22 protein-coding genes are annotated in these 23,430 nt (G+C 70.0%); 5 read left to right on the forward strand and 17 right to left on the reverse strand.

Annotation, left to right across the window (positions count from 1 at the left end; all coding sequences use genetic code 11):
* Positions 1-31 precede the first annotated feature (31 nt).
* The 7 genes from COC42_RS08015 to COC42_RS08045 all read right to left on the reverse strand — a co-directional run bounded on the left by COC42_RS08015 (position 32) and on the right by COC42_RS08045 (position 8,011).
* Positions 32-736 (reverse strand): gluconate 2-dehydrogenase subunit 3 family protein, encoded by a 705-nt coding sequence (locus tag COC42_RS08015; RefSeq protein WP_096342617.1) that lies wholly within the window; start codon positions 734-736, stop codon positions 32-34.
* Positions 733-2,433, reverse strand: coding sequence for a GMC family oxidoreductase (locus tag COC42_RS08020; protein WP_096342618.1), 1,701 nt, complete (start codon positions 2,431-2,433; stop codon positions 733-735). The genes COC42_RS08015 and COC42_RS08020 overlap by 4 nt, the downstream gene beginning before the upstream one ends.
* Positions 2,430-3,173, reverse strand: a complete 744-nt coding sequence (locus COC42_RS08025) for a 3-keto-disaccharide hydrolase (RefSeq protein WP_096342619.1) — start codon at positions 3,171-3,173, stop codon at positions 2,430-2,432. The genes COC42_RS08020 and COC42_RS08025 overlap by 4 nt, the downstream gene beginning before the upstream one ends.
* Positions 3,174-3,238: 65 nt before the next feature.
* Positions 3,239-5,092, reverse strand: coding sequence for a CocE/NonD family hydrolase (locus COC42_RS08030; protein ID WP_096342620.1), 1,854 nt, complete (start codon positions 5,090-5,092; stop codon positions 3,239-3,241).
* An 84-nt stretch (positions 5,093-5,176) separates the two neighbouring features.
* On the reverse strand, positions 5,177-5,947 hold the full coding sequence (locus COC42_RS08035) for a hypothetical protein (RefSeq protein ID WP_141395811.1): 771 nt from the start codon (positions 5,945-5,947) through the stop codon (positions 5,177-5,179).
* A gap of 142 nt (positions 5,948-6,089) precedes the next feature.
* Positions 6,090-6,653, reverse strand: coding sequence for a DUF3617 domain-containing protein (locus COC42_RS08040; protein ID WP_176484589.1), 564 nt, complete (start codon positions 6,651-6,653; stop codon positions 6,090-6,092).
* Positions 6,650-8,011: an amidohydrolase gene (locus tag COC42_RS08045; RefSeq protein ID WP_342747291.1), complete on the reverse strand. Its 1,362-nt coding sequence runs from the start codon at positions 8,009-8,011 to the stop codon at positions 6,650-6,652. The genes COC42_RS08040 and COC42_RS08045 overlap by 4 nt, the downstream gene beginning before the upstream one ends.
* A 75-nt stretch (positions 8,012-8,086) precedes the next feature.
* On the opposite strand from COC42_RS08045, the gene ada reads away from it, so the two are divergent.
* Entirely contained in the window at positions 8,087-9,127 is a 1,041-nt protein-coding gene (ada, locus tag COC42_RS08050; RefSeq protein ID WP_096342623.1) for a bifunctional DNA-binding transcriptional regulator/O6-methylguanine-DNA methyltransferase Ada, read from the forward strand.
* A 60-nt stretch (positions 9,128-9,187) separates the two neighbouring features.
* On the opposite strand, the gene COC42_RS08055 is transcribed toward ada, so the two are convergent.
* Genes COC42_RS08055 through COC42_RS08070 form a run of 4 tightly spaced genes read right to left on the reverse strand, consistent with a single transcriptional unit; the run spans position 9,188 to position 15,985 of the window.
* Positions 9,188-10,696 (reverse strand): hypothetical protein, encoded by a 1,509-nt coding sequence (locus tag COC42_RS08055; protein WP_096342624.1) that lies wholly within the window; start codon positions 10,694-10,696, stop codon positions 9,188-9,190.
* Positions 10,697-10,756: 60 nt separating this feature from the next.
* Positions 10,757-12,286 (reverse strand): S1C family serine protease, encoded by a 1,530-nt coding sequence (locus tag COC42_RS08060; RefSeq protein ID WP_096342625.1) that lies wholly within the window; start codon positions 12,284-12,286, stop codon positions 10,757-10,759.
* A gap of 59 nt (positions 12,287-12,345) precedes the next feature.
* Complete coding sequence (locus tag COC42_RS08065; protein WP_096342626.1) at positions 12,346-14,517, reverse strand: primosomal protein N'; 2,172 nt, start codon at positions 14,515-14,517, stop codon at positions 12,346-12,348.
* A 37-nt stretch (positions 14,518-14,554) separates the two neighbouring features.
* On the reverse strand, positions 14,555-15,985 hold the full coding sequence (locus COC42_RS08070; RefSeq protein ID WP_096342627.1) for a sensor domain-containing diguanylate cyclase: 1,431 nt from the start codon (positions 15,983-15,985) through the stop codon (positions 14,555-14,557).
* A gap of 124 nt (positions 15,986-16,109) precedes the next feature.
* Here COC42_RS08070 and fsa point away from each other — a divergent pair, with 124 nt between their 5' ends.
* A complete protein-coding gene (fsa, locus tag COC42_RS08075; RefSeq protein ID WP_096342628.1) occupies positions 16,110-16,763 on the forward strand; it encodes a fructose-6-phosphate aldolase in 654 nt (217 codons plus the stop codon).
* 106 nt (positions 16,764-16,869) lie between these two features.
* A complete protein-coding gene (locus COC42_RS08080; RefSeq protein ID WP_096342629.1) occupies positions 16,870-17,871 on the forward strand; it encodes a hypothetical protein in 1,002 nt (333 codons plus the stop codon).
* A gap of 91 nt (positions 17,872-17,962) precedes the next feature.
* Here COC42_RS08080 and COC42_RS08085 read toward each other — a convergent pair whose 3' ends face one another.
* The 5 genes from COC42_RS08085 to COC42_RS17645 all read right to left on the reverse strand — a co-directional run bounded on the left by COC42_RS08085 (position 17,963) and on the right by COC42_RS17645 (position 21,242).
* Positions 17,963-18,736, reverse strand: a complete 774-nt coding sequence (locus COC42_RS08085) for a crotonase/enoyl-CoA hydratase family protein (protein WP_096343182.1) — start codon at positions 18,734-18,736, stop codon at positions 17,963-17,965.
* A 21-nt stretch (positions 18,737-18,757) separates the two neighbouring features.
* Positions 18,758-19,369 carry a winged helix-turn-helix domain-containing protein gene (locus COC42_RS08090; RefSeq protein ID WP_096342630.1) on the reverse strand — a complete coding sequence of 204 codons (612 nt, stop codon included), beginning with the start codon at positions 19,367-19,369 and terminating at the stop codon, positions 18,758-18,760.
* A gap of 9 nt (positions 19,370-19,378) precedes the next feature.
* Positions 19,379-20,290, reverse strand: coding sequence for a transposase (locus tag COC42_RS08095; RefSeq protein WP_096342631.1), 912 nt, complete (start codon positions 20,288-20,290; stop codon positions 19,379-19,381).
* Entirely contained in the window at positions 20,278-21,018 is a 741-nt protein-coding gene (locus COC42_RS08100) for a hypothetical protein (protein WP_096342632.1), read from the reverse strand. The genes COC42_RS08095 and COC42_RS08100 overlap by 13 nt, the downstream gene beginning before the upstream one ends.
* Before the next feature lie 86 nt (positions 21,019-21,104).
* Positions 21,105-21,242: a hypothetical protein gene (locus COC42_RS17645; RefSeq protein ID WP_176484590.1), complete on the reverse strand. Its 138-nt coding sequence runs from the start codon at positions 21,240-21,242 to the stop codon at positions 21,105-21,107.
* A gap of 123 nt (positions 21,243-21,365) precedes the next feature.
* Here COC42_RS17645 and COC42_RS08105 point away from each other — a divergent pair, with 123 nt between their 5' ends.
* Together COC42_RS08105 and COC42_RS08110 are read left to right on the forward strand one after the other, a co-directional pair.
* Entirely contained in the window at positions 21,366-21,806 is a 441-nt protein-coding gene (locus COC42_RS08105; RefSeq protein ID WP_096342633.1) for a PaaI family thioesterase, read from the forward strand.
* Positions 21,803-22,180 (forward strand): PaaI family thioesterase, encoded by a 378-nt coding sequence (locus COC42_RS08110; RefSeq protein ID WP_096342634.1) that lies wholly within the window; start codon positions 21,803-21,805, stop codon positions 22,178-22,180. Before COC42_RS08105 ends, COC42_RS08110 begins: the two co-directional genes overlap by 4 nt.
* Positions 22,181-22,264: 84 nt before the next feature.
* Here the strand turns inward: COC42_RS08110 and COC42_RS08115 are convergent, their stop codons facing one another.
* Positions 22,265-23,428, reverse strand: a complete 1,164-nt coding sequence (locus tag COC42_RS08115; protein ID WP_096342635.1) for a PQQ-dependent sugar dehydrogenase — start codon at positions 23,426-23,428, stop codon at positions 22,265-22,267.
* Positions 23,429-23,430: the final 2 nt, after the last annotated feature.

Here is a 23,430-nt window from a genome sequence, read left to right on the forward strand (position 1 = left end):
CTTGATCCGGGTCAGCCCCCCTTCCCGCCGATCAGGCCGTAACCGGCGGCAGCTTCAGTGATTTGAGCAGCGTGTCGAGGTGCGCCAGCGCCTCGGGCGTCGGTCCCGGATAGGGCCCGGGCGTCGGCTGGTCGCCGATATAGCCCATGTCCGCCTTCCCCTCGGGCAGGCTGTAGAAGCCAAGCACGAACAGCCCGCGCAGGCGGTCCATGAAGGCGACCGGCTGCGCCATCGCCGCGGCCGGCGCCTCGACCGAGAGCGCATCGAGCAGCGCGGCGCGCTGTGGCGGGGTGAGGCCGGCGAAGGGCTTGGCATGCAGCAGCTTCGCCTGATCGTCGAGCCAGGCCAGTCCCCCCAGGATCGTTGCGCGATCCTTTTGCTGGTTGGGATAGGGCGCGCTGATCCATTCGTCGATGAACGCGCCGACGCCGAGCGCGCCGGCCCCCGGCGACTGCGCATCGGCGGGCAGGATCATGTCGCCGAGCAGGTCGACGGTCGCGCGCTGCGCCTTGGTCAGCGTCAGCGGCCATGTGACCTTCGGCTCCATGAGGGTGGGGTCGCGGCCATAGCCCTTGGCGGGCGGCATCGGCGGCAGCGCCGCCGGCCAGGGCGCAATCGCGCGAAAGGGCGGCGGCGTTTGCGCCCCCGCCGCCCGCGCGACCGGCAACTCACGCGCGAGCGGGAGAGCCGCGGCGGCCATCATCCACTTGATCGTGGTGCGCCGTGAAGGGGTCATGCAATCGCTCCCGCCTTGAACCGCTCGGCCAGCCGCTCGGACGCGCGAAGCGCCAGCGCAAGGATCGTGAGCGTCGGATTCTTGTGGGCGCCCGACGCGAAGATCGCACCGTCCATCAGCACCAGATTGTCGGCGTCCCACGCCTGGCCATAGCTGTCGACGACCGAACTTTTCGGATCGCCACCCATCCGCGCGGTGCCGAGCTCGTGGATGATCTCGCCGCCTGCGGTCATGATTTTCTCCGGCGGGATCATCGGGTCGAACAGCAGCTTGCCCTTCATCGCCTCGAACACCTTCATCGCCGATCGGCGGCCGTGCGCCACCTGGTTCACCTCATGCCGCGACCAGCGGAAGGCGAAGCGGAGAACGGGGATGCCAAAGCGGTCCTTCACGATCGGGTCGATCTCGCAATAGGTGTCCTTGTTGGGGATCATCTCGCCGCGCAGGGTCAGACTGACCGTCGCGCCGGACGCGTGGCGCACCGCCTGCTTCAGCGCCGGCCCCCAGACGCGCGGCATCGCCGACATCGGCGGGATGCCGAAGCGCCCGCCGATCTCGAAATGATAGCCGCGCGCGAAGTCGAGCTCGCCGCGCTTCTGGCGCTCATAGTCCCAGAAGGGAATGTAGATGTGCTGCCCGCTGATCCCGTCCTCGTTATAACGCGGCCGATCGGCAAGGCCGGGGACGAAGGCGGCGAAGGACGCGCCGGTAGAATCGGTGAGGTTCCTACCGAGCTCGCCCGACGAATTGGCAAGGCCCCGCCCCGGCTCGCCCGAATTCAGGAGCAGGCGCGTCGTCTCGCCCGTGCCCGCCGCCAGCACGACGGCGCGGGCGCGGACCTGGTGGCGCTGCCCGGTCCTGCGATCGACATATTCGACGCCGGTCGCGCGGCCCGATATGCCCGCCAGCACGCGCGCGACCATTGCGTCGGTGACGATCGTCAGTCGGCCCGTCGCCTTCGCCTGTGGCAGGAACGATGTCGTCGTCTGGAACATCGCGCCGATCGTGCAGCCGCGGCCGCACGGCGTGGCGTTGAAGCACGCCTGGCGCGGCGCGACCGCATCGGGCATGTCGCGCGTCAGCACTGCGGTATGCGCTGGCCGCACCGGGATGCCGACGCTCTCGGCCGCCGCCTTGATGAGCAGTTCGGTCACACGCGGCTTGGGTGGCGGCATCAGGCAGTCGGGGGGCGAATCGGGATGGTTCTCCAGCCCGATCGGCCCGCCATTGACACCGATGATCTTCTCGACCCGGTCGTAAAAGGGCGCGACGTCGTCATAGGCGATCGGCCAGTCGACTCCCAGCCCGTCGCGCGAGAAGGGCTTGAAGTCATAGGGGCCCCAGCGCGGCACGTGCCGACCCCAGTGATTGGTCCGCCCGCCCAGCATCCGCGGCCGCCACCAGCGGAAATCGGTACCCTCGGTGTTGGTGAAGGGCTCGCCGTCGATCTCCCATCCGCCGTCGACCGTTGCGTCGAAATAACCGAAGGGCTTGTCGGGCGTCGAACTGCCGCGCAGCGGCGCATCGCTGTCGGCCGCGAACATGTTGACCTCCGACTGGGGATCGTAATCGCGCCCGGCCTCCAGCATCAGGCAGCGTAGGCCTGCCTTGGTCAGGCTCCACGCGGCCATGCCGCCCGCGGCGCCCGATCCGACGATGATGACGTCGGCGGGCGCGGTCGCATTGTCAGGGGTCATCGGCTTCCTGCCACGGCGCTCGGCCCGATTGGGCGGAGCTTCAGGTTGCGAAAGGCGACGGGCTCGCCATGGTCCTGCAGCGCGACGACGCCGCTGTCGAAGGTGCCGAACAACGGCATCTTCGCGAACTTCGATGCCGCGACCCGCTTGCGCCAGCCGGCGTCGCCATAGCTGACGTCGGCGGTCGGCACGCCGTTCAGCCACTGGCGGATGCGCCCGCGCTCGACCAGCAGGCGCGCATGGTTCCACTGCCCCGCCGGCCGCGTCGCGCTTGGCGGGGGGACGGTCATGTCGTAGAGCGCGCCCGCGCGGTGCGACGGGATCCTCCCGTCCGAATGGCCCGTATTGTCGAGCACCTGCATCTCAAGCCCCGTCTCATAGACCTGGCGAGCCGGCGCCTGATTTCGCGCGAGATAGAGGATGCCGCTGTTGCCACCGGCCGCCACCTTCCAGTCAAGCGTAAGCTCGAACGCGCCGAAGCTCTTGTCGGTCACGAGGTCGGTGCCGGTCATCTGACCGTCGTCGCGCACCAGCTCGATCGTGCCATCGCGCACGCGCCAGCCCGCGGGCGGCGGGCCGCCGGCGAACGATCCCCAGCCAGACAGGTCGCGGCCGTTGAACAGGAGCGTCCAGCCGGCGGCGCGCTCGCTGGAGGTCAGGCGGTTGGGCGGCGCCTCGGGCGCGGCGGCAGTGAGCGACAGCGCCGCGCCGCAGGCCGCCAGGATCGACCGGAACCTCATCACGCAACCTCCCACCACGCCGGAACGACGATCAGCCTAACCGCTTTCATCGCCCCCGGCGACCCTCAGCGCATCACCGGCAGCACGATGCGTGAGCCCGCGCAGACGCGCTGCGTCGCCTTTTGGAAGTCACCGGGCGCGGCCTTGGCGATGTTGGGGACGAAGGTCTGGGGATTGCGGTCGATAACGGGGAACCAGCTCGACTGGACCTGCACCATGATCCGGTGGCCCTTCTTGAACACATGGTCGTGCTCGCGAAGGTCAACGTTCCAAGCGCGCAGCTGACCGGGCACCAGCGGCTTGGCCTTCTCATAGCCGTCAAGCCAGCGCCCGCGCCGTACCTCCATCGCGATCGGCAGCTGATAGCCGTTGAGCGATTTGGCGTAATCGCCCGGCTTCATCGGCCGCGGCAGCTTCTCGGCGTCGTCGGGCCAGACGTCGATCAGCTTGACGACGAAGTCGCTGTCGGTGCCACTCGTCGAGGCCATCAGCTCGGCCTTGAGCGAGCCGGTAACGGTGAGGTCGGCCTCCAAGGGTGCGCTGACATAGCTCAGCACGTCGGGCCGTCCGCCAAGGAACCGCTGGTCCTCCGCCTCCCACCATGGCCAGTCGCGCGAACCCCAGGTGGAGGAGATCGGGCGGCGGCGATAGGGGACGGGCGCGGCGGGGTCCGACACGTAATCTCGGCACGCCTCGCCCGCGGCGGGCGCAGTGAAGCTGACGGTCCCATCGCCGCGAAGGTAGAGCGACGTCGGCTTGGCGGCGACGGGCGGCCATTGCGGATAGTCGCGCCACTGCCAGCTGCCCGACTGAAACATCCGCGCCTCATAGGCCGGGCGCTCGCCCTTGCCGTGGAGCCAATAGGCAAAGAACGGTGCCTCGATCTCGCGGCGAAAAGCGGTGCCGCTTTCGGTGCCGATCGGGATCGGCCCCACCTTGTCCGACGGCCCGCGCCAGCTCCCGTGGTTCCACGGGCCCGCGACGATGGTATTGAGCCGATTCGGGTCGTCGCGCTCCAGCTTCTCATAGATGCGCCACGGCCCGTACGGGTCCTCCTGGTCCCAGAAGCCCGCGACCGACAGCGTGGCCACGCCCGCGCGGCCGAGCGCGTCGGTCCAGCGCTGCGCCTGCCACCCCGCATCGTAATCGGGCCGCTCGACCATCGCGGTCATCAGCGGCGACACGCCTTTGAACCACATCTTCTCGATATTGCCGAGCGTTCCCTGTTTCAGGAACCAGTCATAGGTGTCGAACTGGTCGTAGCCCGGAAACATGTCGTTGGTCTTCGAATGCTGGAGCAGCCAGAGCCAGTCGGTGGCGTAGGTGAGCCGCGCCGCGCCGAAGCGGTGGAGGTCGTCGTTGATCCACCAGTCGTTCCACGCCGCCTGCGGACTGACGGCCTTGAGCGCCGGATGCGGCTTGGCGAGCGCGACCGCGGCGGCATAACCGGGATAGGAGACGCCCCACATGCCGACCTTGCCGTTGTTGGCGGGCACGTTCTTCACCAGCCAGTCGATCGTGTCATAGGCGTCGGTGGCGTCATCGACCGCCTTCGACCCCTTGGGCGCGATCGCCATCGACATGGTGAACTTGCCGTCGGACCCGAACCGCCCGCGCATGTTCTGATAGACGAGAATATAGCCGTCCCGCGCGAGGAAGCTCTGGTCCTCGGGCGTCTCGGCAGGCGCGGCATCGGGGATGCCATAGGGGCTGCGCTCGAGCAGGATCGGCAGCGGACCCTGCTTGTCGAGCGGGCGGATGACGACGGTTTCGAGCCGCGCGCCATCGCGCATCGGGATCATCGTCTTGGTGTAGCTATAGGCGGGGGCAGGCGCCGCGACCGGCTGCGCCTGACGCGCGAAGGCAGCGGGAGCGGCGGCGGCGAGCGCCAGGGCGAGCGCGAGGAACGGGCGGTGCATGGGGCGGGAGATCAGCGGAAAACGGGGCGGTTGTCGAGGGTGGGTTCGATGACCAACTCGCCGAGACGAAACCCTGTCTGAACTTCAGTCGCGGCGGGCAGCCGCAAGGCGGTGCGGGTCGATCTTCGACGTGCGCATGGCGCAGCTCAGTATGATGCGCGCGGCGATCATCGGGTCGATGGCATCCTTGCCCTCGATGATTGCTCTTTGCAGCGCGAAGCCGAAAGCCGCCGCACGCTCCATCGGCGGCAGCCGGTACAGGTCGCACGCTTCCACGAACATCGGGCTGAAGTGCGCTGCCCAGTTGAGAGGGCTGTCAACGGCGTGAGATTCGGGCAGGTCCAGCCGGAACAGCGCCTCGTCGTCGCCGATCGAGCTGGCGACGTGCTGCATCTCGGCGTGGATCATCTCCATCGAGACCGGCGCACCGCAATCCCGAGCGGCGCCAAAGGCCAGGCTGATCAGCGACAGTTCGCTTTCGACCAAGAGCCGATTCGACGCGTCACCGAAGAAATAAACATTGCCGTCTTCGGTTTTGGCCTGGACCATGCCGACATCCTTCAACGGTCTCCCTTCGCCGCCCAACATCGCGAGTATCGGGAGGAGACACTGCTGACCGCCCACTGACGCGAGCAGCGCGAGCAGGTTCTCGATCCGAATGCCCGTACCCTCCTGATTGAGCGTCTTGCACGCCAAGTCCCAGAGGACGGTTCCTACCAATTGCACACGCTGAAGCGGCTTGGCTGCCTGTTCCCGGTCGAGAAGTGCCAGAACATGGGCATGTCCTTGCGGCGCATCCGGGTAATCCGAAGGTTTGGCCTGCTGAGGCGGCGGGGTTTTGCGGCGACCAAACATGCGCTCTCCAATCGGTTACGCTGTTCGGATACCGATTGATCGTCAATAAAGCATTTCAGGTCGTTTGCTCGATCAGCTCTATGTTTCGGCTTCACGTATGGGATGCTCGGATACGGTCGTCGCCACCCCATCCGTTCACCCTTTACGCACAATCCCCCGTCCGCTCCCCCGTCACCCGCGAGCGCATCTTCATCGCCTGCCGCGCCCCCGCCCCCGTGGCCTCGATGCGGTTCTCCATTTCGAAGCGCGTCTTGTCGAAAGTGCCGGTCATCAGGATCTTCGCCGCGCCGGCACCGCTCCCGTCGCCCGCACAGGTCATCGCGGCATCCACCTTGCCGTCCTTCATCGTGAAGCGGTCGAAGCGGCAATTGCCCGACTTGCCGGCGAAAAGGTCCTCGTTGGGGTTCGCCGCCTGCTCAGGGGTCATGCAGCTCGAGACGGTTGATTTCTGGAGCATCTGCTTCTTCATCACCTCGGCCATCTGCGGGGGCAGGCCGGGCACTTCTGCCTCGATGACCTCGATCGTCGTGCGCCACTGACCGGGATCGAAGCGCATCTGCGCGCCCGCCGCCTTGGTCTGTGCCGCGACCTCCTCGACGCTCGCATTGCTGACGTCGATCTCGCCCGTCCGTGCGGCGCTTTCGCGCGTGCTCTCGCCGCCGCAACCGGCGAGCGAGACGAGGGCGATGAGGGCGAGGCGCCTCACGATCCCGCGCTTCCGCCCGCGCCCGGCTTCATCAGGTCGAGGAGCGCTGCGGTCATCGCGATCGTGCCGGTGACGATCGCGGGCTCGGGCGCGATCTTGAACAGTGGCGAGTGGTGCGAGGGGACCGGCGGGCCGCCCTTCGCCGCCGCGTCGATCGTCGCCTGCGGCGTGCCGCCGACCGCGAAATAATAGCCCTTCACGCCGGTATCGGGCTCGACGAGATAGGCGAAATCCTCAGCCCCCATGCCCTTCTGCTCGAAGGGGACGACGTTCTCGGCGCCAAGCGCCTGCACCATCGTCGCATTCAGCCGCCGCGCGAGCGCACCGTCGTTGATCGTCGTCGGCGTCCCTTCGGTCACCGTCACCACGGGCATCCTGTCGGCGGGCATGCCGTTCAGCTCGCCGATCCCCTTGGCCACGCGGCGGATGCCCGCGATCAGCCGCGCGCGCTCGGCCTCGTCATTGGCGCGGACGGTCACCTGAAGCTTGGCCTCGTCGGAGATGATGTTGTGCTTGAGGCCGGAGTGGAACGAGCCCACGGTGATGACGCCGGGCTTCAAGGGTTGCTGCTCGCGGCTGACGAGGCCCTGCAGCGCGACGACGAGCTGCGAGGCCATATAGACGGGGTCCTTGCCCATGTGCGGGCTCGCACCGTGCGCGCCGATGCCGGGGACGGTGATGTCGATCGAATCGGACGAGGAATATTGGATGCCTTCCGACGCCGACACTTTCCCCGCGGCCAGTTCTGATGACACGTGGAAGGCGAGTGCCGCCTCGGGCTTGGGGAACCGCTTGTAGAGCCCGTCCTTGACCATCGCCGCGGCGCCGCCCACCCGTTCCTCGGCGGGCTGAACGATGAAGACGACGGTGCCCTGCCACCGGTCCTTGAGCGCCGCCATGCGCTTGGCCGTGCCGACCATCGCGGTGATGTGCGTGTCGTGGCCGCAGGCGTGCATCACCGGCGCCTCGACCCCGTCCACCCCGACCTGCCGCGCCTTCGATGCATAGGGAAGGCCCGATTTCTCCTCGACCGGCAGGCCGTCCATGTCGGCGCGCACGAGGATCACCGGGCCGCTGCCGTTCCTGAGCACGCCGACGACGCCGGTGCCGCCGACATTCTCGGTCACCTGCATCCCCGGCACCTTGCGCAGCTCGGCGGCCATGCGCGCGGCGGTCTTCGTTTCCTTGAAGCTGAGCTCGGGATTGCGGTGGAACCAGTCGAACATCGCCGCCAGCTCCGCCTTGTAGTCGGCGCGGACGGCGGCGGCATAGTCGGGCTCGGCGGCCGCAGCGGGCGCAGCGATCGCGAGCGCGGCGGTGGCAAGGAACAGGTGACGCATCGACAGGAACTCCCCCATTTTCCGCGAGCCTAGGCGCGAGGACGCTTTGACCGCAAGCGGCGGGATGCGGGCCGGTGCGCGCCGGGCTATGTCATGGCCATGGAGATCGACGAACAACGGGCGTGGGACGCCTTCGAGCGGCGCGACCGGGCGGCCGACGACCGCTTCGTCGTCGCGGTAACGACCACGCGCATCTACTGCCGCCCCTCCTGCCCCGCGCGCCGGCCGCGGCGCGAGCATGTCCGCTTCATGGCCGACGGCGCGGCGGCGCGTGCCGAGGGCTATCGCGCCTGCCTGCGCTGCCGCCCCGACGAGGCGGCGCGCGACCGCGAAGGGGTGGCGAAGGCGCTCGCGCTGATCGAGGCGGCGGAGACGCCGCCGTCGCTGGACGAGCTGGCGGCGGCGGCGGGCTATGCGCCGCATCATTTCCACCGGCTGTTCAAGCGGGCGCTGGGGGTCACACCCGCCGCCTATGCGCGCGGTCGTCGCGCAGGCCGGGCGGCCGAGGCGTTGAGCGAGGAGGGCGACGTGACACAGGCGATCTACAAGGCGGGCTATTCGGGGCCGAGCCGCTTCTACGAGGAGAATGGCGCGCGCCTCGGCATGGCGCCGAGCGCCTGGGCACGCGGCGGCGCAGGGGTGACGATCCGCTGGACGATCGCGACGACCAGCCTCGGGCCGATGCTGGTCGCCGCCACCGACAAGGGGCTGTGCCGCGTGTCGTTCGACGAGGACGAGGCAGCGCTCGCCGCCCGCTTCCCGCGCGCCGCGATCGAGCCGGGCGGCACCGCGCTCGCCGACCTCGCCGCGCGCGTGGTGGCGGAAGTCGAGGCGCCGGGCCTTGACCCCGACCTGCCGCTCGACGTCGCGGGGACGGCGTTTCAGGAGGCGGTGTGGCAGGCGCTCCGCCGCATCCCGGCGGGCAGCACGATGAGCTATGCCGAACTCGCCGCCGCGGTCGGCCGGCCCGGCGCGGTGCGCGCGGCGGGGTCGGCGTGCGGGGCGAACAACGTCGCGGTGGTCATCCCCTGTCACCGCGTGACGCGCAGCGACGGCACGATGGGCGGCTATGCCTATGGCGTCGATCGCAAGCGGACGCTCCGCGCGCGGGAAGGCGTGGTGGATCCGGATTGATGCGTCGCCCCAGCGAAAACTGAGGCCGCTTACGGCTCGGACCGTGGCCGCGCCGAGCAATCACTCCACTTCAGCGTCGCTCTCGCCCGCCAGCGCCTTGCGGGCGGCGGCAGCATCCTTGGCGTCGATCGCGGCCATCAGCGCCTTGATCTGCTTTCCGGCCCCGCCATGCGCGTTGAAGGCGAGCGGCGCGACCAGCGCGCGCGCTGCCTCGGCATCGCCCGCGGCGACCTGCTCGACCGCGGCGAGCATGCGGAGTTCCTCGGCCTCGGGCGCTAGCGTCTGCGCATAGACGATCGCCTTGCGCGCGGTTTCCGGGATCGCGCCGACCGTCGCCGCATAGCTCTGATAGAGCATCAGCATCGGCAGCGGATCGTCGGGATCGCGGCGGTTCGCCGCGAACAGCGGGGCACGGATCGCCTTCAGCGTCGCAGCCGATTTGTCCTTGCGCGCCTCTGCCTGCGCCGCCAGCGCCATGCTGCGATAGATGAGCCCCTGGCGCGATGTGGGGTCCGCGGCGAGCGCGCGATCGGCGGCGGCTCCCGCCTCGGCCACGTTGCCCGCGTCGAACTCGGCCTCGGCAAGGACGCCCTGCGCAAAGGCGTCCGTTGGATGGGGTGCGATCGCACGCCGCGCCTTGGGCAAGAGCTTGCGCGCCTCTTCGGCGGTCACGCCGTGCGTGGAGACGATATGGATCGGCATCGCCGCCGATTCGGCCGCGCTCATCGTGCGCACCGTCACCGCGCCCGCCCGGATCACCGAGGCGGGCACGCGCAGCCCGGTCAGCTTCTGGCCTGCATAGCGATCGAGCTCGCGGTCCAGCGCCTTGAGGTCGCCAAACGCCGCGGCCGCCGCCTCGACGCCCTTCCGCCCCGCGTTGATCGACCGGATATAGGCGCCAAGCTGTCCCTTTCGCGCATCGGCGAAGTGGAGATAATGCGTCAGCAGCCAGCCGCGGCCATAGATCGCCGACATCGGCAGCTTCGTCGACTCCGGGTTGAGCAGGCGGTCTAGCGTCACCCGCTCGCCCGACAGCACCTCCCATGCGCGGTGGTTCGCCGGCAGGCCGAACGTCACCGATCCGTCCTCCTCGAACCGCGCGGTCGAATGGAACTCGGCATAGCCCTCAGCCAACCACGCGGGATAGGCGGCGTCGAAGTTCCGGAACATGAAATGATGGGTGTATTCGTGGAACAGCACGATTTCCGCCGACAGGTCGCCGCGGCGGCCGATCCCGGCGCGCCCCGGCACGAACGCCATCGAACCGCGGGCGCTGGCGCGATAGAAGCCGGCAACGCTGTCCTGCCGCGCCAGCCGCTCGATCGCGTCGATGCCGCCGCGCAAGATGTAGACGTTGAGCCGCCCCGCCGCGCCCCGGTCGCCGGGCGGCACGCTGCGAACGATACGCATCGCCGCATCGAGCCGCTCGAGCCGTTCGGCCAACTGGCGAGCGTTCTCGGCCTGGCCTTCGGCGAAGACACGTACGTTCGGCCCGGTGGCCTCGTACCAGTCGGCATGCGCAACCCCGATCGCGGCCCAGCACAGCCAGAGCGCCGCCCACCACCGCATGTCCGCCTCCCCCGTCTTCCCCGAGCCGAGGCTAACGCGCGGCGGTACCGCCGAAAAGCCCTAGCGTGCCGGCGAACAGCGATAGACGAGGCGCTCGTTGGGCAGTTGCGGGAGCGCCGCGCGGATGGCGGATTGCTGGCTCGCCAGCGCCGCACGCGCCGTTTGGTCGGCGCTGCACTGCTTGAGCTGCACCTCTTTTCGCAGCGCCCGCGCCTGCGTCATCTGGTTCGCCGACAGCAGATAGCGGGTGTTGGTATAGGTTCGGCTCGCCGGGTCGAACTCAAGGAGCGAGACGGTCTGCTCGCCATCGGGGACGAGGATGCGTGCCCAGCGCTTTCCCGCCTCGGCATATTGCGTCCGCCCGTTGACGCAGCCGTCGCGGCCCCAGTCAAGCGCGACAGGATCGGTCGCCGACACGGTGACGCGGCTGCGTGAAGGATCGATGGTGCAGGCGAGCGCGCCGATCGCCGCGCGCGGATCGGCGGCGGCAATGGTCGGCGACGGGCTCGGCGCAGCGGCCCGCGCGCGCGCCTCGGCCCGCTCGGGATCGAAGGCGGGACGTAGCAGAAAGACGAGGATGGCGGCCAGCATCAGCGCCGCGCCGCCGCCGCCCGCCCACATCGCCTCGCGCTGCTTGCCTCGCTGATAGAGGAGGCCTGCGCCGCCGACCGCCAGCGCGCCGACGACGAGCAGCAGCGCAGCGATCCCGAGGAAGTTCTCGCGCGTCCGTTCGTTGGCGTCGCGCGCTTCCTCGATCGCGGCGAGGCGCGCGGTCGCGGCCTTCTCGGCCGCCTCGCGCACGGCCGCGGCTTCGGCGGCGGCGGTGCGCGCATCGGCGTCCCGCTCGCTCGCCAGCTGCGCCTCTATACTGGTGCAGGGAACACCGACGCTCTGCACTTGCTGCCCGGCTTCGCGCAGGAACGCCATCAGCTCGGCATCGGCGATGGCGAAGCCAAAGCCCGCATCGCCGTCGTCGGCACGGGTGATCGCCGAATTGACGCCGATGACGCGGCCACATCGGTCGAGCAGCGGACCACCCGAATTTCCGCGCGCGATCCCAGCCGTGTGCAGCAGCACCTGCGTGCCGCCGAGCGTCCGCGCGCCCGAGTAATTGCCCTGGCTGCGCACCGGCGACAGCGGCCGGATGAAGTCGGCGGCCGACCGCGCAACTGCAAGATCGACATTGCCCGGATAGCCGAGCGACACCAGCGCCTCGCCATCCTCGACCGGGCCGGAATAGAGCGTGAGCGGCGACAGGCGCACTTCGCCGAACTCGATCAGCGCCAGGTCGCGGGCGGGATCGACCGCGATCAGCCGGCCCTGCACCGACCGCTCGCCCTCGCTCGGCACCACGCCGATGACGACATTGTCGGGATATTGCGCCGCCAGCTCGACGACGTGCGCGTTGGTGACGACGCGATTGGGGGCGATGGCAAAGCCCGAGCCGTGGCCGAAGCCCACCACCTCGTCGCCGTCCATCGCGACCGTGACGATCCGAACCACTCCCCGCGCTGCCGCCGAGATGTCGTCGGCGCGCGCGGGCGCGGCGCCGAGCAGGAGCATCGCGAGGAAGATGACAAGGCGGCTCAAGGCGAAGCTCCGTCGAATGGCGCGGGCTTCAATCCGCCAGACGCCCGACGGGTGCAAGATCAAACGAAGCTGTACGGATCGACATCCACCGCGACGCGCACCTTGGCGGGCCAGTCGACGCCGCCCAGCCAGTCGCGGATCGCCTCCTGCACCGGGAACACGCGGCGCGCGTGGACGAGGAGGCGGAAGCGGTGGCGGCCGCGCAGCATCGCGAGCGGGGCGGGCGCCGGGCCGAACACGTCCATGCCCTCGACCCGCGGTGCAGCGCGGCCGATCGCCCGCGCGGTGTCGTGCGCGGCATCCTTGTCCTCGCTCGACACGATGATCGCGGCGAACCGGCCGAAGGGGGGTGCGTCGGCCTCCTGGCGCGCCTCAGTCTCGGCCTCATAGAAGCTTTCGGCATCGCCGCTGACCAGCGCCTGCATCACGGGCGCCTTGGGATCGTGCGTCTGGATATAGACGTGGCCGGGCTTGGTGCCGCGGCCCGCCCTTCCCGCCACCTGCATGATCTGCTGGAAGCTGCGCTCGGCAGCGCGCAGGTCGCCGCCCGCCAGACCCAGATCGGCGTCGATGACGCCGACGAGCGTCAGGTCGGGGAAGTGATAGCCCTTGGTGACGAGCTGCGTGCCGACCACGATGTCGATCTCGCGATGTTCCATCCGCGCCACGAACTCGGCCGCCTTGGCGGGAGACCAGATGGTGTCGCTGGTGACGATGGCGATGCGTGCGTCGGGCCAGAGCGCCGCCGCTTCGTCGGCGATGCGCTCGACGCCGGGGCCGCAGGCGACGAGGCTCTCCTCCTCGCCGCATTCGGGACAGGCGCGCGGCGTCGGCATGACATGGCCGCAATGATGGCAGGCGAGGCGGCGGATCAGCCGGTGCTCGACCATCCAGGCGGTGCAATTTGGGCATTGGAAGCGGTGGCCGCAATGTCGGCAGAGCGTCAGCGGCGCATAGCCGCGGCGATTGAGGAAGAGGAGCGCCTGCTCGCCCCGCTCGAGCGTCGCGTCGATCGCACGCGTCAGGGTGGGCGCAATCCACCGCCCGCGCGGTGGCGGGTCGCGCAGGAGGTCGATCGCCTCGATCGCGGGCATCTCCGCCGCGCCGTAGCGACCGGGCAGCTTCAGCTCGGCGTAGCGGCCGAGCGCGACCTGATGCCTTGTCTCGATCGCAGGCGTGGCGGTGGCGAGCACCACCGGGCACCCCTCGAACATCCCGCGCATCACCGCGACGTCGCGCGCGTGGTAGTGGACGCCGTCCTCCTGCTTGAAGCTGGTCTCGTGCGCTTCGTCGACGACGATCAGGCCGAGCTTGGGATAGGGCAGGAACAGGGCGGAACGCGCGCCGACGACCACCTTTGCATCGCCGCTGGCGATCGCACGCCATGCGCGGCGACGCTGCGACTGGCGCAGGCCCGAATGCCAGGCGACGGGCTCGCAACCGAATCGCGCGTGAAAGCGCTTGAGAAAGGGCTCGGTCAACGCGATCTCGGGCAGGAGGACGAGGGTCTGGCGATCCATGCGGATCGCCTCGGCCACCGCCTCGAAATAAGTCTCGGTCTTGCCTGAGCCGGTGACGCCGTCGAGCAGGAACGGCTGGAACGCCGCGCCAGCCACCGCCCCGCGCAGGGTGGCCGATACCCCGGCCTGTTCGGGCGACAGGTTGGGCGGAGCGTAGTCGGGATCGGGCGCGGAATAAGGCAAGTCGACATCGACCTCGACCGCCTCGATCGCGCCGGCCTTCACCAGCCCGCGGATCACCGCGTCGCTGACGTCGGCGATGGCCGCGAGTTCGCGCACCAGCCCCTGTCGGTCCCCAATCCGCTCGAGCGCCTGTGCGCGCTGCGGCGTCAGCCGGTCAGGGACATGGCCGGTCGCTCGGTACTCGATTGCGAGCTTCGCGCCCTCTAGCGCCGAACTCGACGGCAGCGCCATCCGGACGACGCCGGCGAGCGGCGCGAGATAATAATCGGCAGTCCACTCGATCAGGCGGCGAAGCGGCGTCGGCAGCGGCGGCACGTCGGCGACGGCGATCAGGTTGCGCAGCCGATTGTCGCCGACTTCCTCGGTCGCCAACCGATCGGCGTCCCACGCGACGCCCAGCAACTGCCGCGGCCCCAGCGGCGCGACGACCACCGACCCGGGCTCGACGCGCATCCCTGCCGGCACGCGGTAATCGAGCGGGCCGAGCGCCGAGTTCATGACGATCACGCGGGCACGCTCACCGGGCATGCCCCCGAGATAGCGGCTGTCGGCACGAAAGAAAGCGTTACGCGCTCGCCGCCCTGGCCGTCCCTCGGCGCTCGCGCTTGGCGTTGTAGAGCGCGGTGTCGGCTGCGTGGATCAGGTCGCGCGGATTGGCCATGCCGGGCTCGAAGGTTGCCCAGCCGATCGTCCCGCCGACACGCAGCTGCGCCTCGCCCAACGCGATCGGCCGCGCGAGCAGGTCGAGGAGGCGAGCGACGCGGCCGCCCATGTCGCGCGTCGCCGCCCCCTCGAGCACCAGCGCGAATTCGTCACCGCCCAGACGTGCGGGAAAGCAGTCGCTCTGCCACTCTCCGCGCAATCGGCGGCCGTGCGCGCGCAGTACATCGTCGCCCGCCATATGGCCGTGGGTATCGTTGACGCGCTTGAACCCGTCGAGATCGACAAGGATCAGCGTCAGCGCCATGCCATCCCGGCGCGCCCGGTCGATTGCCGCCTCGAGCCGCTGGTCGAATGCGGCGCGGTTGGCGATGCCCGTCAGCGCATCGACATGCGCGCTGCGGCGCAGGTCCTGTTCGAGCAGGTAGCGCGCGGTCACGTCCTGGAACACGCCCGTCACTGCAATGGTGCGACCGCCGGCACGCTCGACCTCGCCGATCCCGCGCACGCGCAGCCGCTGCCCCTGGGCGGTGTCGAAGTCGACCTCGTACTCGAACGGTTCGCCCGTCTCGATCGAATGGGCAAGCGCCCCGCTGACGATCGCACGCGCGTTCGCGGGATAGAAATCGAGCGCGGTGGCAAGATTGGGGCGATAATCCTCGCCCACCTCGTGGATGCGCCGCACGCCCTCGGACCATTCGACCGTTTCGGCGACGGGATCGAAGCGCCACGAGCCGATCATCGCCATCCGCTCGGCCTGGCGGAAGATGCGGTCCTTGCGTACGAGCTCGGTCGCCTGTTCGTGGGTCCGCCGGGCGAGCGTCAGCGCGTCGCGAGCGGCACCCCGCGCGTCGATCAGCGCCTCGGCGACGCGCCCGAGCCGGATCAGCGCCGCGCACTGATCGGCGCTGATGTCGCGCGGCGCGGTGCCGAGCACGCAGATCGCGCCGATCGGCGCGCGCGGGCCGCCGCCGGCCCGCACCCGGATCGGCACCCCGGCATAGAAGCGCAGGTGCGGGGCCTCGCGCACCAGGACGCTACCCGCGAAGCGCGCGTCGATCGCGGCGTCGGTCGAAACCAGCATTTCGGGCTCGCCGAGCGTCTTGTCGCAGAAGCTTTCGCCGCGCGGCAGCGGCGGCGCGTCGATATTATGACTCGCCATTACGTGCTGATGGGTGGCGTCGATCAGCGTCAGGGCCGCCATGTCGGTGCCGATCAGGCGTGCGGCCAGCGCTGCGAGCGCCTTGAACTCGGCCTGCGGCGCCGCCCCGATCAGGCCGAGGGCGTCTAGGACCCTCAGGCGGTGCGCTTCATCGAAGGGCGGGTGCGCGTTCATGGCCGAGCGTTAGGCCGCGGCCGGTTAATGGCGGGTAAGGGCAGCGACCGGCGGTTCGGACTGTACGCGCCCTCACCCAGCCGGTAGAGGCCCGGCAACGTTCTTAAACTGCGAGGCCGGGCCAATGAAATTCTTCGCTGATACCGCTAACGTCGATGACATTCGGGAACTGGCCGAAGCCGGGCTGCTCGACGGCGTCACCACCAACCCGTCGCTCATCGCCAAGGCGGGCCGCGACTTCATCGAAGTGACGCGCGAGATCTGCGGCATCGTCGAAGGCCCCGTCTCGGCCGAGGTCGTGGCGCTCGACCATGCCGAAATGATGCGCGAGGCGGAAATCCTTCGCAAGATCGGCGACAATGTCGCGGTCAAGGTGCCGCTGACGATCGACGGCCTCAAGACGTGCAAGGCGCTGACCGACGACGGCACGATGGTCAATGTGACGCTCTGCTTCTCGGCCAACCAGGCGCTGCTCGCGGCCAAGGCTGGCGCGACCTTCATCTCGCCCTTCGTCGGCCGGCACGACGACAACGGCTTCGACGGGATGCAGCTGATCGGCGACATCCGGCTGATCTACGACAACTACGCCTTCGACACCGAGATCCTGGTGGCGAGCGTGCGCCATCCCATCCATGTCCTCGAAGCGGCAAAGATCGGCGCCGACGTGATGACCGCGCCCCCCTCGGTCATCAAGCAGCTGGTCAAGCATCCGTTGACCGACAAGGGCATCGAAGGCTTTCTCGCAGACTGGGCGAAGACGGGACAGAAGATCGGCTGAGGCAATCCACCGGGCAGGGCGGTGGGCGAAATCCGGTGGATGGCTGACACCGATAGCCACTCGAAGCGTTCAACGCAGCGGTTGCCGCTAGAGCGAGAGCGCCGAGATGACACTGGATCGTCCCACGCCGCCCGAAGATGCCATCGGCACGCCACGTCGCCGGTCGACGGGAAGGCCGATCGTAGCGACCGTCATCTGCGCGCTGCTCCTGATCGGATCGTGCGTCGGGCAGCAGAACCTGCCGCGGCCGGACATCGCAGGTCAGGGCGAGCTGGTCGGGCGGCTTCTGGGCGGGGCGCTGTTCGCGGCGCTGCTTTGGGGGATCGCCTTCGTCGTGACGATCCGCCGGGCGTCGCGTCGCGCACGGCTGATTTCGTTGTCGAGCCTGCTGGCGCTTGGCGTGCTGACACAGCTCGTCGCGCTCAACCGGCGTGCCGAGTCGGGCCGGGCCGTCGAAGCGGAGCGGACCCAAGCACGTGAGGTTGCCGCACAGGTCGATCGGATCGTGGAAAGCGATGGCAATAGCGGCATGACAGCGAGGCCTGACGCCGCGCCGCTGACGCAGCTCCTGGCGAACGGCGTCAACCAGAGCCTTGGAACGACGCGGCGCTTCAAGGCCGAAGCGGACGCCGCGGGGCTGGCGCAGGTGACAAGTTTCGAAGGACTGACGACGGCGTCACCGGTCCTCGATCGCTGCGATCGCGTCGCGGCGCTGGCCGGCCAAGCCGCCGCCGCCGAGCGCGAGATTGCGGACATTCAGGCCCGAGTGACGCGCGAGGGCGAAGCGATGGTGGCGCGCGGCGAATTGTCCGCGACCCAGTTCCGCAGCTTTCTGAGGGGCGCGGCGCAGACACAGCCGCGGGCGGAGCGGCAATGGCAGCTCACCGGCGCGCTTGCGACCGATGGCGCGGCGCTGTGCGAGGTGCTGGCGCGCCGGCGTTGGCAGAAAGATGCAAGCGGCGCCGTGTTGTTCACCGACCGGGGCGACCTGACCGAAGCGCGCCCGCTCCTCGCGCGGATTGCGACGGCCTCGCGCGAGATGAATCGTCTGGCGAGCCGCGCTCGCAACGAGACGTCACACTTTCTGGCGAAGTCACGCACGAACTAAAGCCGGGCTGGACGAGCGGGAGAGAGGTGCGCGACCGGGTGGCAGCGATGGTGGCGCGCCGGGCGGCCCCGCCGCGGCCGTGGAAGCGGCCTTAATCGGAATCCCGGAACACCGCTTCCCGCTTCGCCAGGTTTGCCGCCACCGCCTCCCTCTGGTTCGGGCTGCCGATCAGCGCCGCCTGCTCGCGCGCTTCGGCGGCGAGGATCGTGGCGGCATCACCCTCCACTGCCACCAGACGCTTGGCGGCGCGGATCGCGTGCGGATTGCGGCTCGCGATCGCGCGGGCGAGCGCGCGTGCTTCCGCCAGCGGGTCGTCGGCGATGCGGGTGACGAAGCCGAGCACCATCGCCTCCCGGGCCGCGAACTCACGCGCGGTGTAGATCGCCTCGCGCAGCACGTCGTCGCGGACGAGACCGCGCCACAGCGCGTACCCGCCCATATCGGGAACGATGCCCCATTTGAGTTCCATCACCGACAGTCGCGCATCGGGCGCGGCGATCCGCACGTCGGCGCCGCTCGCGATCTGGAGCCCGCCGCCGAGCACCACCCCGTGCAGCGCCGCGATCACCGGCATCGGCAGCGTGCGCCAGCCCCAAGCGACCTTCTGGAAGGAATTGGGCACCGGCCCCACGAGCGCGCCCAGGTCGCCCGCCGCCGCCATGCTCGCCATGTCGAGCCCCGCGCAGAAGCCGCGCCCTTCGCCTGACAGCACCACCGCGCGCACCTCGGTCGCCGCCGAAAGCCGGTCGATCGCCGCGCCCAGCGAAGCGAACATCGCCGGGTCGAGCGCGTTGAGCTTGTCGGGCCGCGCCAGCCGCACCTCGGCCACGCCGCCCTCGATCGTTATCGTCACCCGGTCGTTCATCGGCATCCTCCCGAGGCAAAGCTAGGCCGCCGACAGGCGGTAGCCAAGCCCGCGGTCGGTGTGCAGCATCGGCGTGGCGCCGGGCGGATCGAGCGCGGCCCGCAGGCGGGCGACATGGACCTGCACGACATTGGTGCCGGGATCGAAGCCGAGCCGCCACACCTCGCGCAGCAGCTCGGCGCGTGGCACCGCGCGGCCGGCCTGTCGCGCCAGATAGGCGAGCAGCGCATATTCGCGTGCCCGCAACCGCAGCGGCCGGTCGTCGCGGCGGGCCGCACGCGCGACCGGATCGAGCTCGAGCGCGCCGATGCGAATTCGCCCGGCGGGCGCGCGCAGGCGAGCGGCCAGACGCGCGGCGATCTCGGCGGGGGCGGCATCGGCACAGACGGCCTCGTCCGCGCCGGCATCCAGCGCGGCGATCACGTCGTCGGCGCGCTCGACCAGCAGCATCAGCGGCCCCGCCCAGCCGGTCCGGCGGACCTGCGCCACCAGCGGATGCGGCGCCGCGCCACTGCGCAGCACCAGCGCGTCGGCCCCGGCCGCCAGCGGCGCCGCTGCCAGCAACCCGCGTGCCGCCAGCGCGGCGGCGAGGGCCGGGTTTGGCGGGTCACAGGCGATGCGGCCGAGGATCACTTGCGCAAATTACAGGATTTGCCCGACCCTCTCGCCTTGAAGTTGATCCAGATCGGTCAGAATCGCGCGGGCGTGCGCCGCCAGCATCCGGTCGGCGGCGACCTCTTCGCGCGCCAGGATCGGTCGCAGCGTGGCCGGTGCGACGCGCGCCAGCGTCCGCCACGCCGCGACGCGCATCCTCGGCTGGCGGTGCCGCGCAGCGAACCGCTCAGCAAGGTCGAGGCCGTCTCCCAGCTCGACCGCCAGATCGAGCAGCAGGGCGGCGGGCAGCCCGCCGAGCTCTCCCGCGATGCAGTTCCGGTCGGTGTCGTAGCGATACTGGCCGATCCACGCCGTCGCGGCGTCGCGGGCGAGCAGATTGACCGACACTGAAAAGGACGTGGGCGGCGCCTGCGCATGCACGTCGCGTCCTGCGCGGTACAGCCGCACGTCGCCGGGCGCGAGTCGGTGGCGGCCCAGCGGCGTGAGCGCCACCGCTTCGCCGGGCACCCCGGCAACGGGTTCGGGCACCTCCCACTCGTCGCTCCAATAGCCCGGCCCGCTGTGGCCGCAGGTGAGGAAGGCGAAGTCGTGGTCGTGCGCCACGCCATAGAAAAACGCCGCCGGACCGCTGTCGGCCAGGATCGCGTCGCCGATGCCCGGCCAGAAGGCGGCGCGGAGCACGAAACGTTGGCCGGGCGGCGCCAGCAGCAGCGCCTGTGCGCCGTAGCCGCCGCTCGTCGCATCGGCCCCGCCCGCCGCCAGCACGCGCTCGGCTACTCGGGCGACAAGGCCGCGATCGGCCGACAACGCGGCGAGGTCGTCGGCGAGCGTCGCCAGCCCCGCCTCGTCGCGCACGTCCGCGCCCGAGGCTTTGGCGCGCGCCAGGCATTCGGCGGCGTCGAGCCCGCCGGATGGCGCGACCGCGATCAGGCGGGACATGCCGGCATCGCCAGCGCTGCCACAGCGGCATCCCGCACCTCTGGGTGCGGATCGCCCACGGCCATGGCGGCGAGCACCGGTCGCGCACCCGCCGCATCTCGCGCCAGCCAGTGACGCATCGCCGCCCAGCGGACGAAGAAGGCCGGGTGCCGTGCCGCCGCCGCCAGCCCCTCGCTGCCGCCGTCCAGCGCACCGAGCAGTTCGACCAGCATCGCCGCGCGCGCCGGCTCGCCCTCGGCGGCGGCGACGCGGCGCAGGCGGCCACCGGGCAGCGCATATTCGCGCAGCAGCGGCGCCGCGCCTTGGGCGAGCGTCAGCGTCAACAGGACCAGCTCGCGGCCCACCGCGACGATGCGATGGGCGTCCCGACGTCCGTCGATCTCCATCACGGCGCCCGCTCTAAGTGCCGATGAGCAACGCCGGCCGAGCGGCGGCGCCGAGGCGGCGGTAAACCGGTCATCGACCTCCCCCGCCGGCCAGCGATCAAGACGCCCGCTGCCGCCGAGGACGCGCACGAACATGTGCCGCCCGCTCGCGACGACGCCGGTCGCGGCGGCGGCGCCCGGCCCGATCATCGTGACCGTCAGCGCGGCTCCGGCACGGCGCTCGATCACCAGCGTCGCTCGATCGCCGGCCACGCGGCACGCCAGCGGCCACCCGGCGTCGGGATGCGCCAGCAACGGGCCGAGCATCGCCGCCGCCCAGCCCGGATCGGCGATCAATCGCATCGCTGCGGCAACGGGATCTTCGACCTCATCGAGCGCGGCAAACGATGCGAACGCCTGGCTCGCTCGCCATGCTTTCAGGCGGTCGCTCAGCGGGTCCCTCCCGTCATCGCGACGACGTAGACATAGACGTCGTCGCCCTGCCGCTCGGCCGCGGGAATGGCGGCGGGATCACTGACCCGCGTGGCAAGGCTGGGCAGGCGGTCGAGTGCGAGACAGTCAGGCATGTCGGTTTCCCCCTTGCCGCCCGGGATCGGCGGCAAGGGTCAGCATCGCCCGAGTGCACGTGCGAACGCAGTTAATTCGGTGTAACCTTGCCGTGGGCGTCGCCTTGAGCTTCAAGGGCGGCAATGGCCGAACCCCGCCCCATCCCCTTCCATCCCGAACAGTTCCTCCAGCGGACGCAGGCGCATCATGGCGGCATCCTCGGCATCGGCTATCGCGCGCACGGCGCCGACTGGGCCGAGCTCGACCTGCCGTGGAAGCACGAGCTGGTCGGCGACCCGGCGAGCGGCGTGCTCGCCTCCGGCCCGATCGTCGCGCTGATGGACATGGCGACAAGCGTCGCGGTGTGGATGAAGCGCGGCGGCTTCGTGCCGCATGCGACGCTCGACCTGCGCGTCGATTACCTGCGGCCGGCGCGATCGGGCGCGACGGTGATCGGGCGCGGCGAATGTTATCGGCTGACGCGCGCGATCGCGTTCGTGCGGGGCATCGCGCATGACGGCGACCCCGACGATCCGGTTGCGCATGTCGCCGGCACCTTCATGTCGACGGGCGCGACGCCGTGAAGCTGCCCCCCTATGCGCAGCTCCTCGGCCTTCGCGTCGAGCCCGATGCCGACGGCGCGCCGATCCTCGTCATGCCGTTCGGCGACGCGGTGATGGGGCGCCCGGGCTTTGTCCACGGCGGCGCGATCGGTGGACTCGTGGAAATGGCAGCGGTGGCGGCGCTGCGTCACGCGCTCGCCGACGAGGGCGTTTCGGTCAAGCCGATCAACCTCACCACCGACTTTATGCGCGGCGGCCGCGATGCGGACACGCGGGCGGCGGGCCATGTCGTCCGTCTCGGCACCCGCATCGCCAATGTCGAGGCGTTCGCGTGGCAGGACGATTGCCACCGCCCGATCGCGGCGGCGCGGATCAACTTCCTGCTGGTGAGATGACGTGCCGGGCTCTCGCGAAGGCGGGAGCCTAGAGCTGCAAGCGCACCGCCCGTGACCCTTGAGCTCCCGGCGCGGGAGCCCGCATCAGGCCTTGGGCGTCAGCTTGAGCAATCGCCCGCCCTCGCCGTCCTCGAGGACATAGATCGCGCCATCCGGCCCCTGCTCGACCTCGCGGATGCGGTTGCCCATCGGGAACTGATCGCCCTTGGTCGCGCTCGTCCCGTTCACATCGACGCGGATCAACGCTTCGCTCGACAATCCGCCGACGAAGACGTCGCCCTTCCACTGCGGGAAGGCGTCGCCCGTATAGACGATCAGACCGCCGGGCGAGATCGAGGGGTTCCACCAGACCTTCGGCGCCTCGAACCCGTCGCCCGGCGCGTGGTCGGGGATCGGGCGGCCATCATAATGGTCGCCGTTCGACACCTTGGGATAGCCATAGTTGCGGCCGGCCACGATCAGGTTGATCTCGTCGCCGCCCTGCGGCCCCATCTCCTGCTCCCACAAATTGCCCGCCGGATCGAAGGCGAGGCCGAGCAGGTTGCGGTGGCCATAGGACCAGACAGCGGGATGAAAGCCCTTCTGCGTCAGCGCCGGATCACCCGCCGGCCTGCCGTCGAGCGTCAGGCGAAGGACCTTGCCCAGCGTCGCCTTGGGATCCTGTGCCGGGTCTAACTTCTGCCGCTCGCCATTGGTGAAGAACAGGTGCTGACCGTCGGGCGCAAAGGCGATGCGGCCCGAATAATGGCCGTCGCCGTCGACGAAGGGCGTCGCGCGAAAGAGCTCGGTCACGTTCTCCAGCCGCGCAGTACCGCCCGTGTCGGCCAGCCGCCCGCGCCACAGCGCAACGCCCTTGCCGCCCGGCCCTGCGATCGAGGCGGAGAAATAGACGAGACGGTTCTGTGCGAAGCCGGGCGCGAGCACCACGTCCATAAGGGCGCCCTGCCCCTCGCTGTCCACCGCCGGGGTCCCCGCGACCGGCGTCTTGGTCTTGCCGTCGGCGCTGACGAGTAGCATCTGCCCGGCCTTCTGCGTCACCAGCATGCGCGCGTCAGGCAGAAAGGTCATCGCCCAGGGCGAATCAAAGGTCGCGACTGCCGCGGTCTGGAACGGCAGCCCGCCGCTGGTCGGGCTGGCGGTCGGGGTCGTGCTCTGGGTGGGCACGGGTGCAGGGTCGGACGGCGCGCCGCCGTCGTTGCAGGCGATCAGCGCGATCGCAGCGACCGCAAGGGCAAGAGGGGCACGCATCT

The organism is Sphingomonas spermidinifaciens, from assembly GCF_002351485.1.
GTDB lineage: Bacteria > Pseudomonadota > Alphaproteobacteria > Sphingomonadales > Sphingomonadaceae > Sphingomonas > Sphingomonas spermidinifaciens.

Excerpts from the sequence above, each read along its gene's own strand:
- COC42_RS08065 (WP_096342626.1), bottom strand. The coding sequence starts at position 14,517 with ATGCCCGGTGAGCGTGCCCGCGTGATCGTCATGAACTCGGCGCTCGGC.
- COC42_RS08070 (WP_096342627.1), bottom strand. The coding sequence starts at position 15,985 with ATGAACGCGCACCCGCCCTTCGATGAAGCGCACCGCCTGAGGGTCCTA.
- fsa (WP_096342628.1), top strand. The coding sequence starts at position 16,110 with ATGAAATTCTTCGCTGATACCGCTAACGTCGATGACATTCGGGAACTG.
- COC42_RS17645 (WP_176484590.1), bottom strand. The coding sequence starts at position 21,242 with ATGCCTGACTGTCTCGCACTCGACCGCCTGCCCAGCCTTGCCACGCGG.
- COC42_RS08030 (WP_096342620.1), bottom strand. The coding sequence starts at position 5,092 with ATGCACCGCCCGTTCCTCGCGCTCGCCCTGGCGCTCGCCGCCGCCGCT.
- COC42_RS08035 (WP_141395811.1), bottom strand. The coding sequence starts at position 5,947 with ATGTTTGGTCGCCGCAAAACCCCGCCGCCTCAGCAGGCCAAACCTTCG.
- COC42_RS08045 (WP_342747291.1), bottom strand. The coding sequence starts at position 8,011 with ATGGGGGAGTTCCTGTCGATGCGTCACCTGTTCCTTGCCACCGCCGCG.
- COC42_RS08015 (WP_096342617.1), bottom strand. The coding sequence starts at position 736 with ATGACCCCTTCACGGCGCACCACGATCAAGTGGATGATGGCCGCCGCG.
- COC42_RS08080 (WP_096342629.1), top strand. The coding sequence starts at position 16,870 with ATGACACTGGATCGTCCCACGCCGCCCGAAGATGCCATCGGCACGCCA.
- COC42_RS08020 (WP_096342618.1), bottom strand. The coding sequence starts at position 2,433 with ATGACCCCTGACAATGCGACCGCGCCCGCCGACGTCATCATCGTCGGA.
- COC42_RS08100 (WP_096342632.1), bottom strand. The coding sequence starts at position 21,018 with ATGCGATTGATCGCCGATCCGGGCTGGGCGGCGGCGATGCTCGGCCCG.
- ada (WP_096342623.1), top strand. The coding sequence starts at position 8,087 with ATGGCCATGGAGATCGACGAACAACGGGCGTGGGACGCCTTCGAGCGG.
- COC42_RS08025 (WP_096342619.1), bottom strand. The coding sequence starts at position 3,173 with ATGAGGTTCCGGTCGATCCTGGCGGCCTGCGGCGCGGCGCTGTCGCTC.
- COC42_RS08115 (WP_096342635.1), bottom strand. The coding sequence starts at position 23,428 with ATGCGTGCCCCTCTTGCCCTTGCGGTCGCTGCGATCGCGCTGATCGCC.
- COC42_RS08105 (WP_096342633.1), top strand. The coding sequence starts at position 21,366 with ATGGCCGAACCCCGCCCCATCCCCTTCCATCCCGAACAGTTCCTCCAG.
- COC42_RS08085 (WP_096343182.1), bottom strand. The coding sequence starts at position 18,736 with ATGAACGACCGGGTGACGATAACGATCGAGGGCGGCGTGGCCGAGGTG.
- COC42_RS08055 (WP_096342624.1), bottom strand. The coding sequence starts at position 10,696 with ATGCGGTGGTGGGCGGCGCTCTGGCTGTGCTGGGCCGCGATCGGGGTT.
- COC42_RS08095 (WP_096342631.1), bottom strand. The coding sequence starts at position 20,290 with ATGTCCCGCCTGATCGCGGTCGCGCCATCCGGCGGGCTCGACGCCGCC.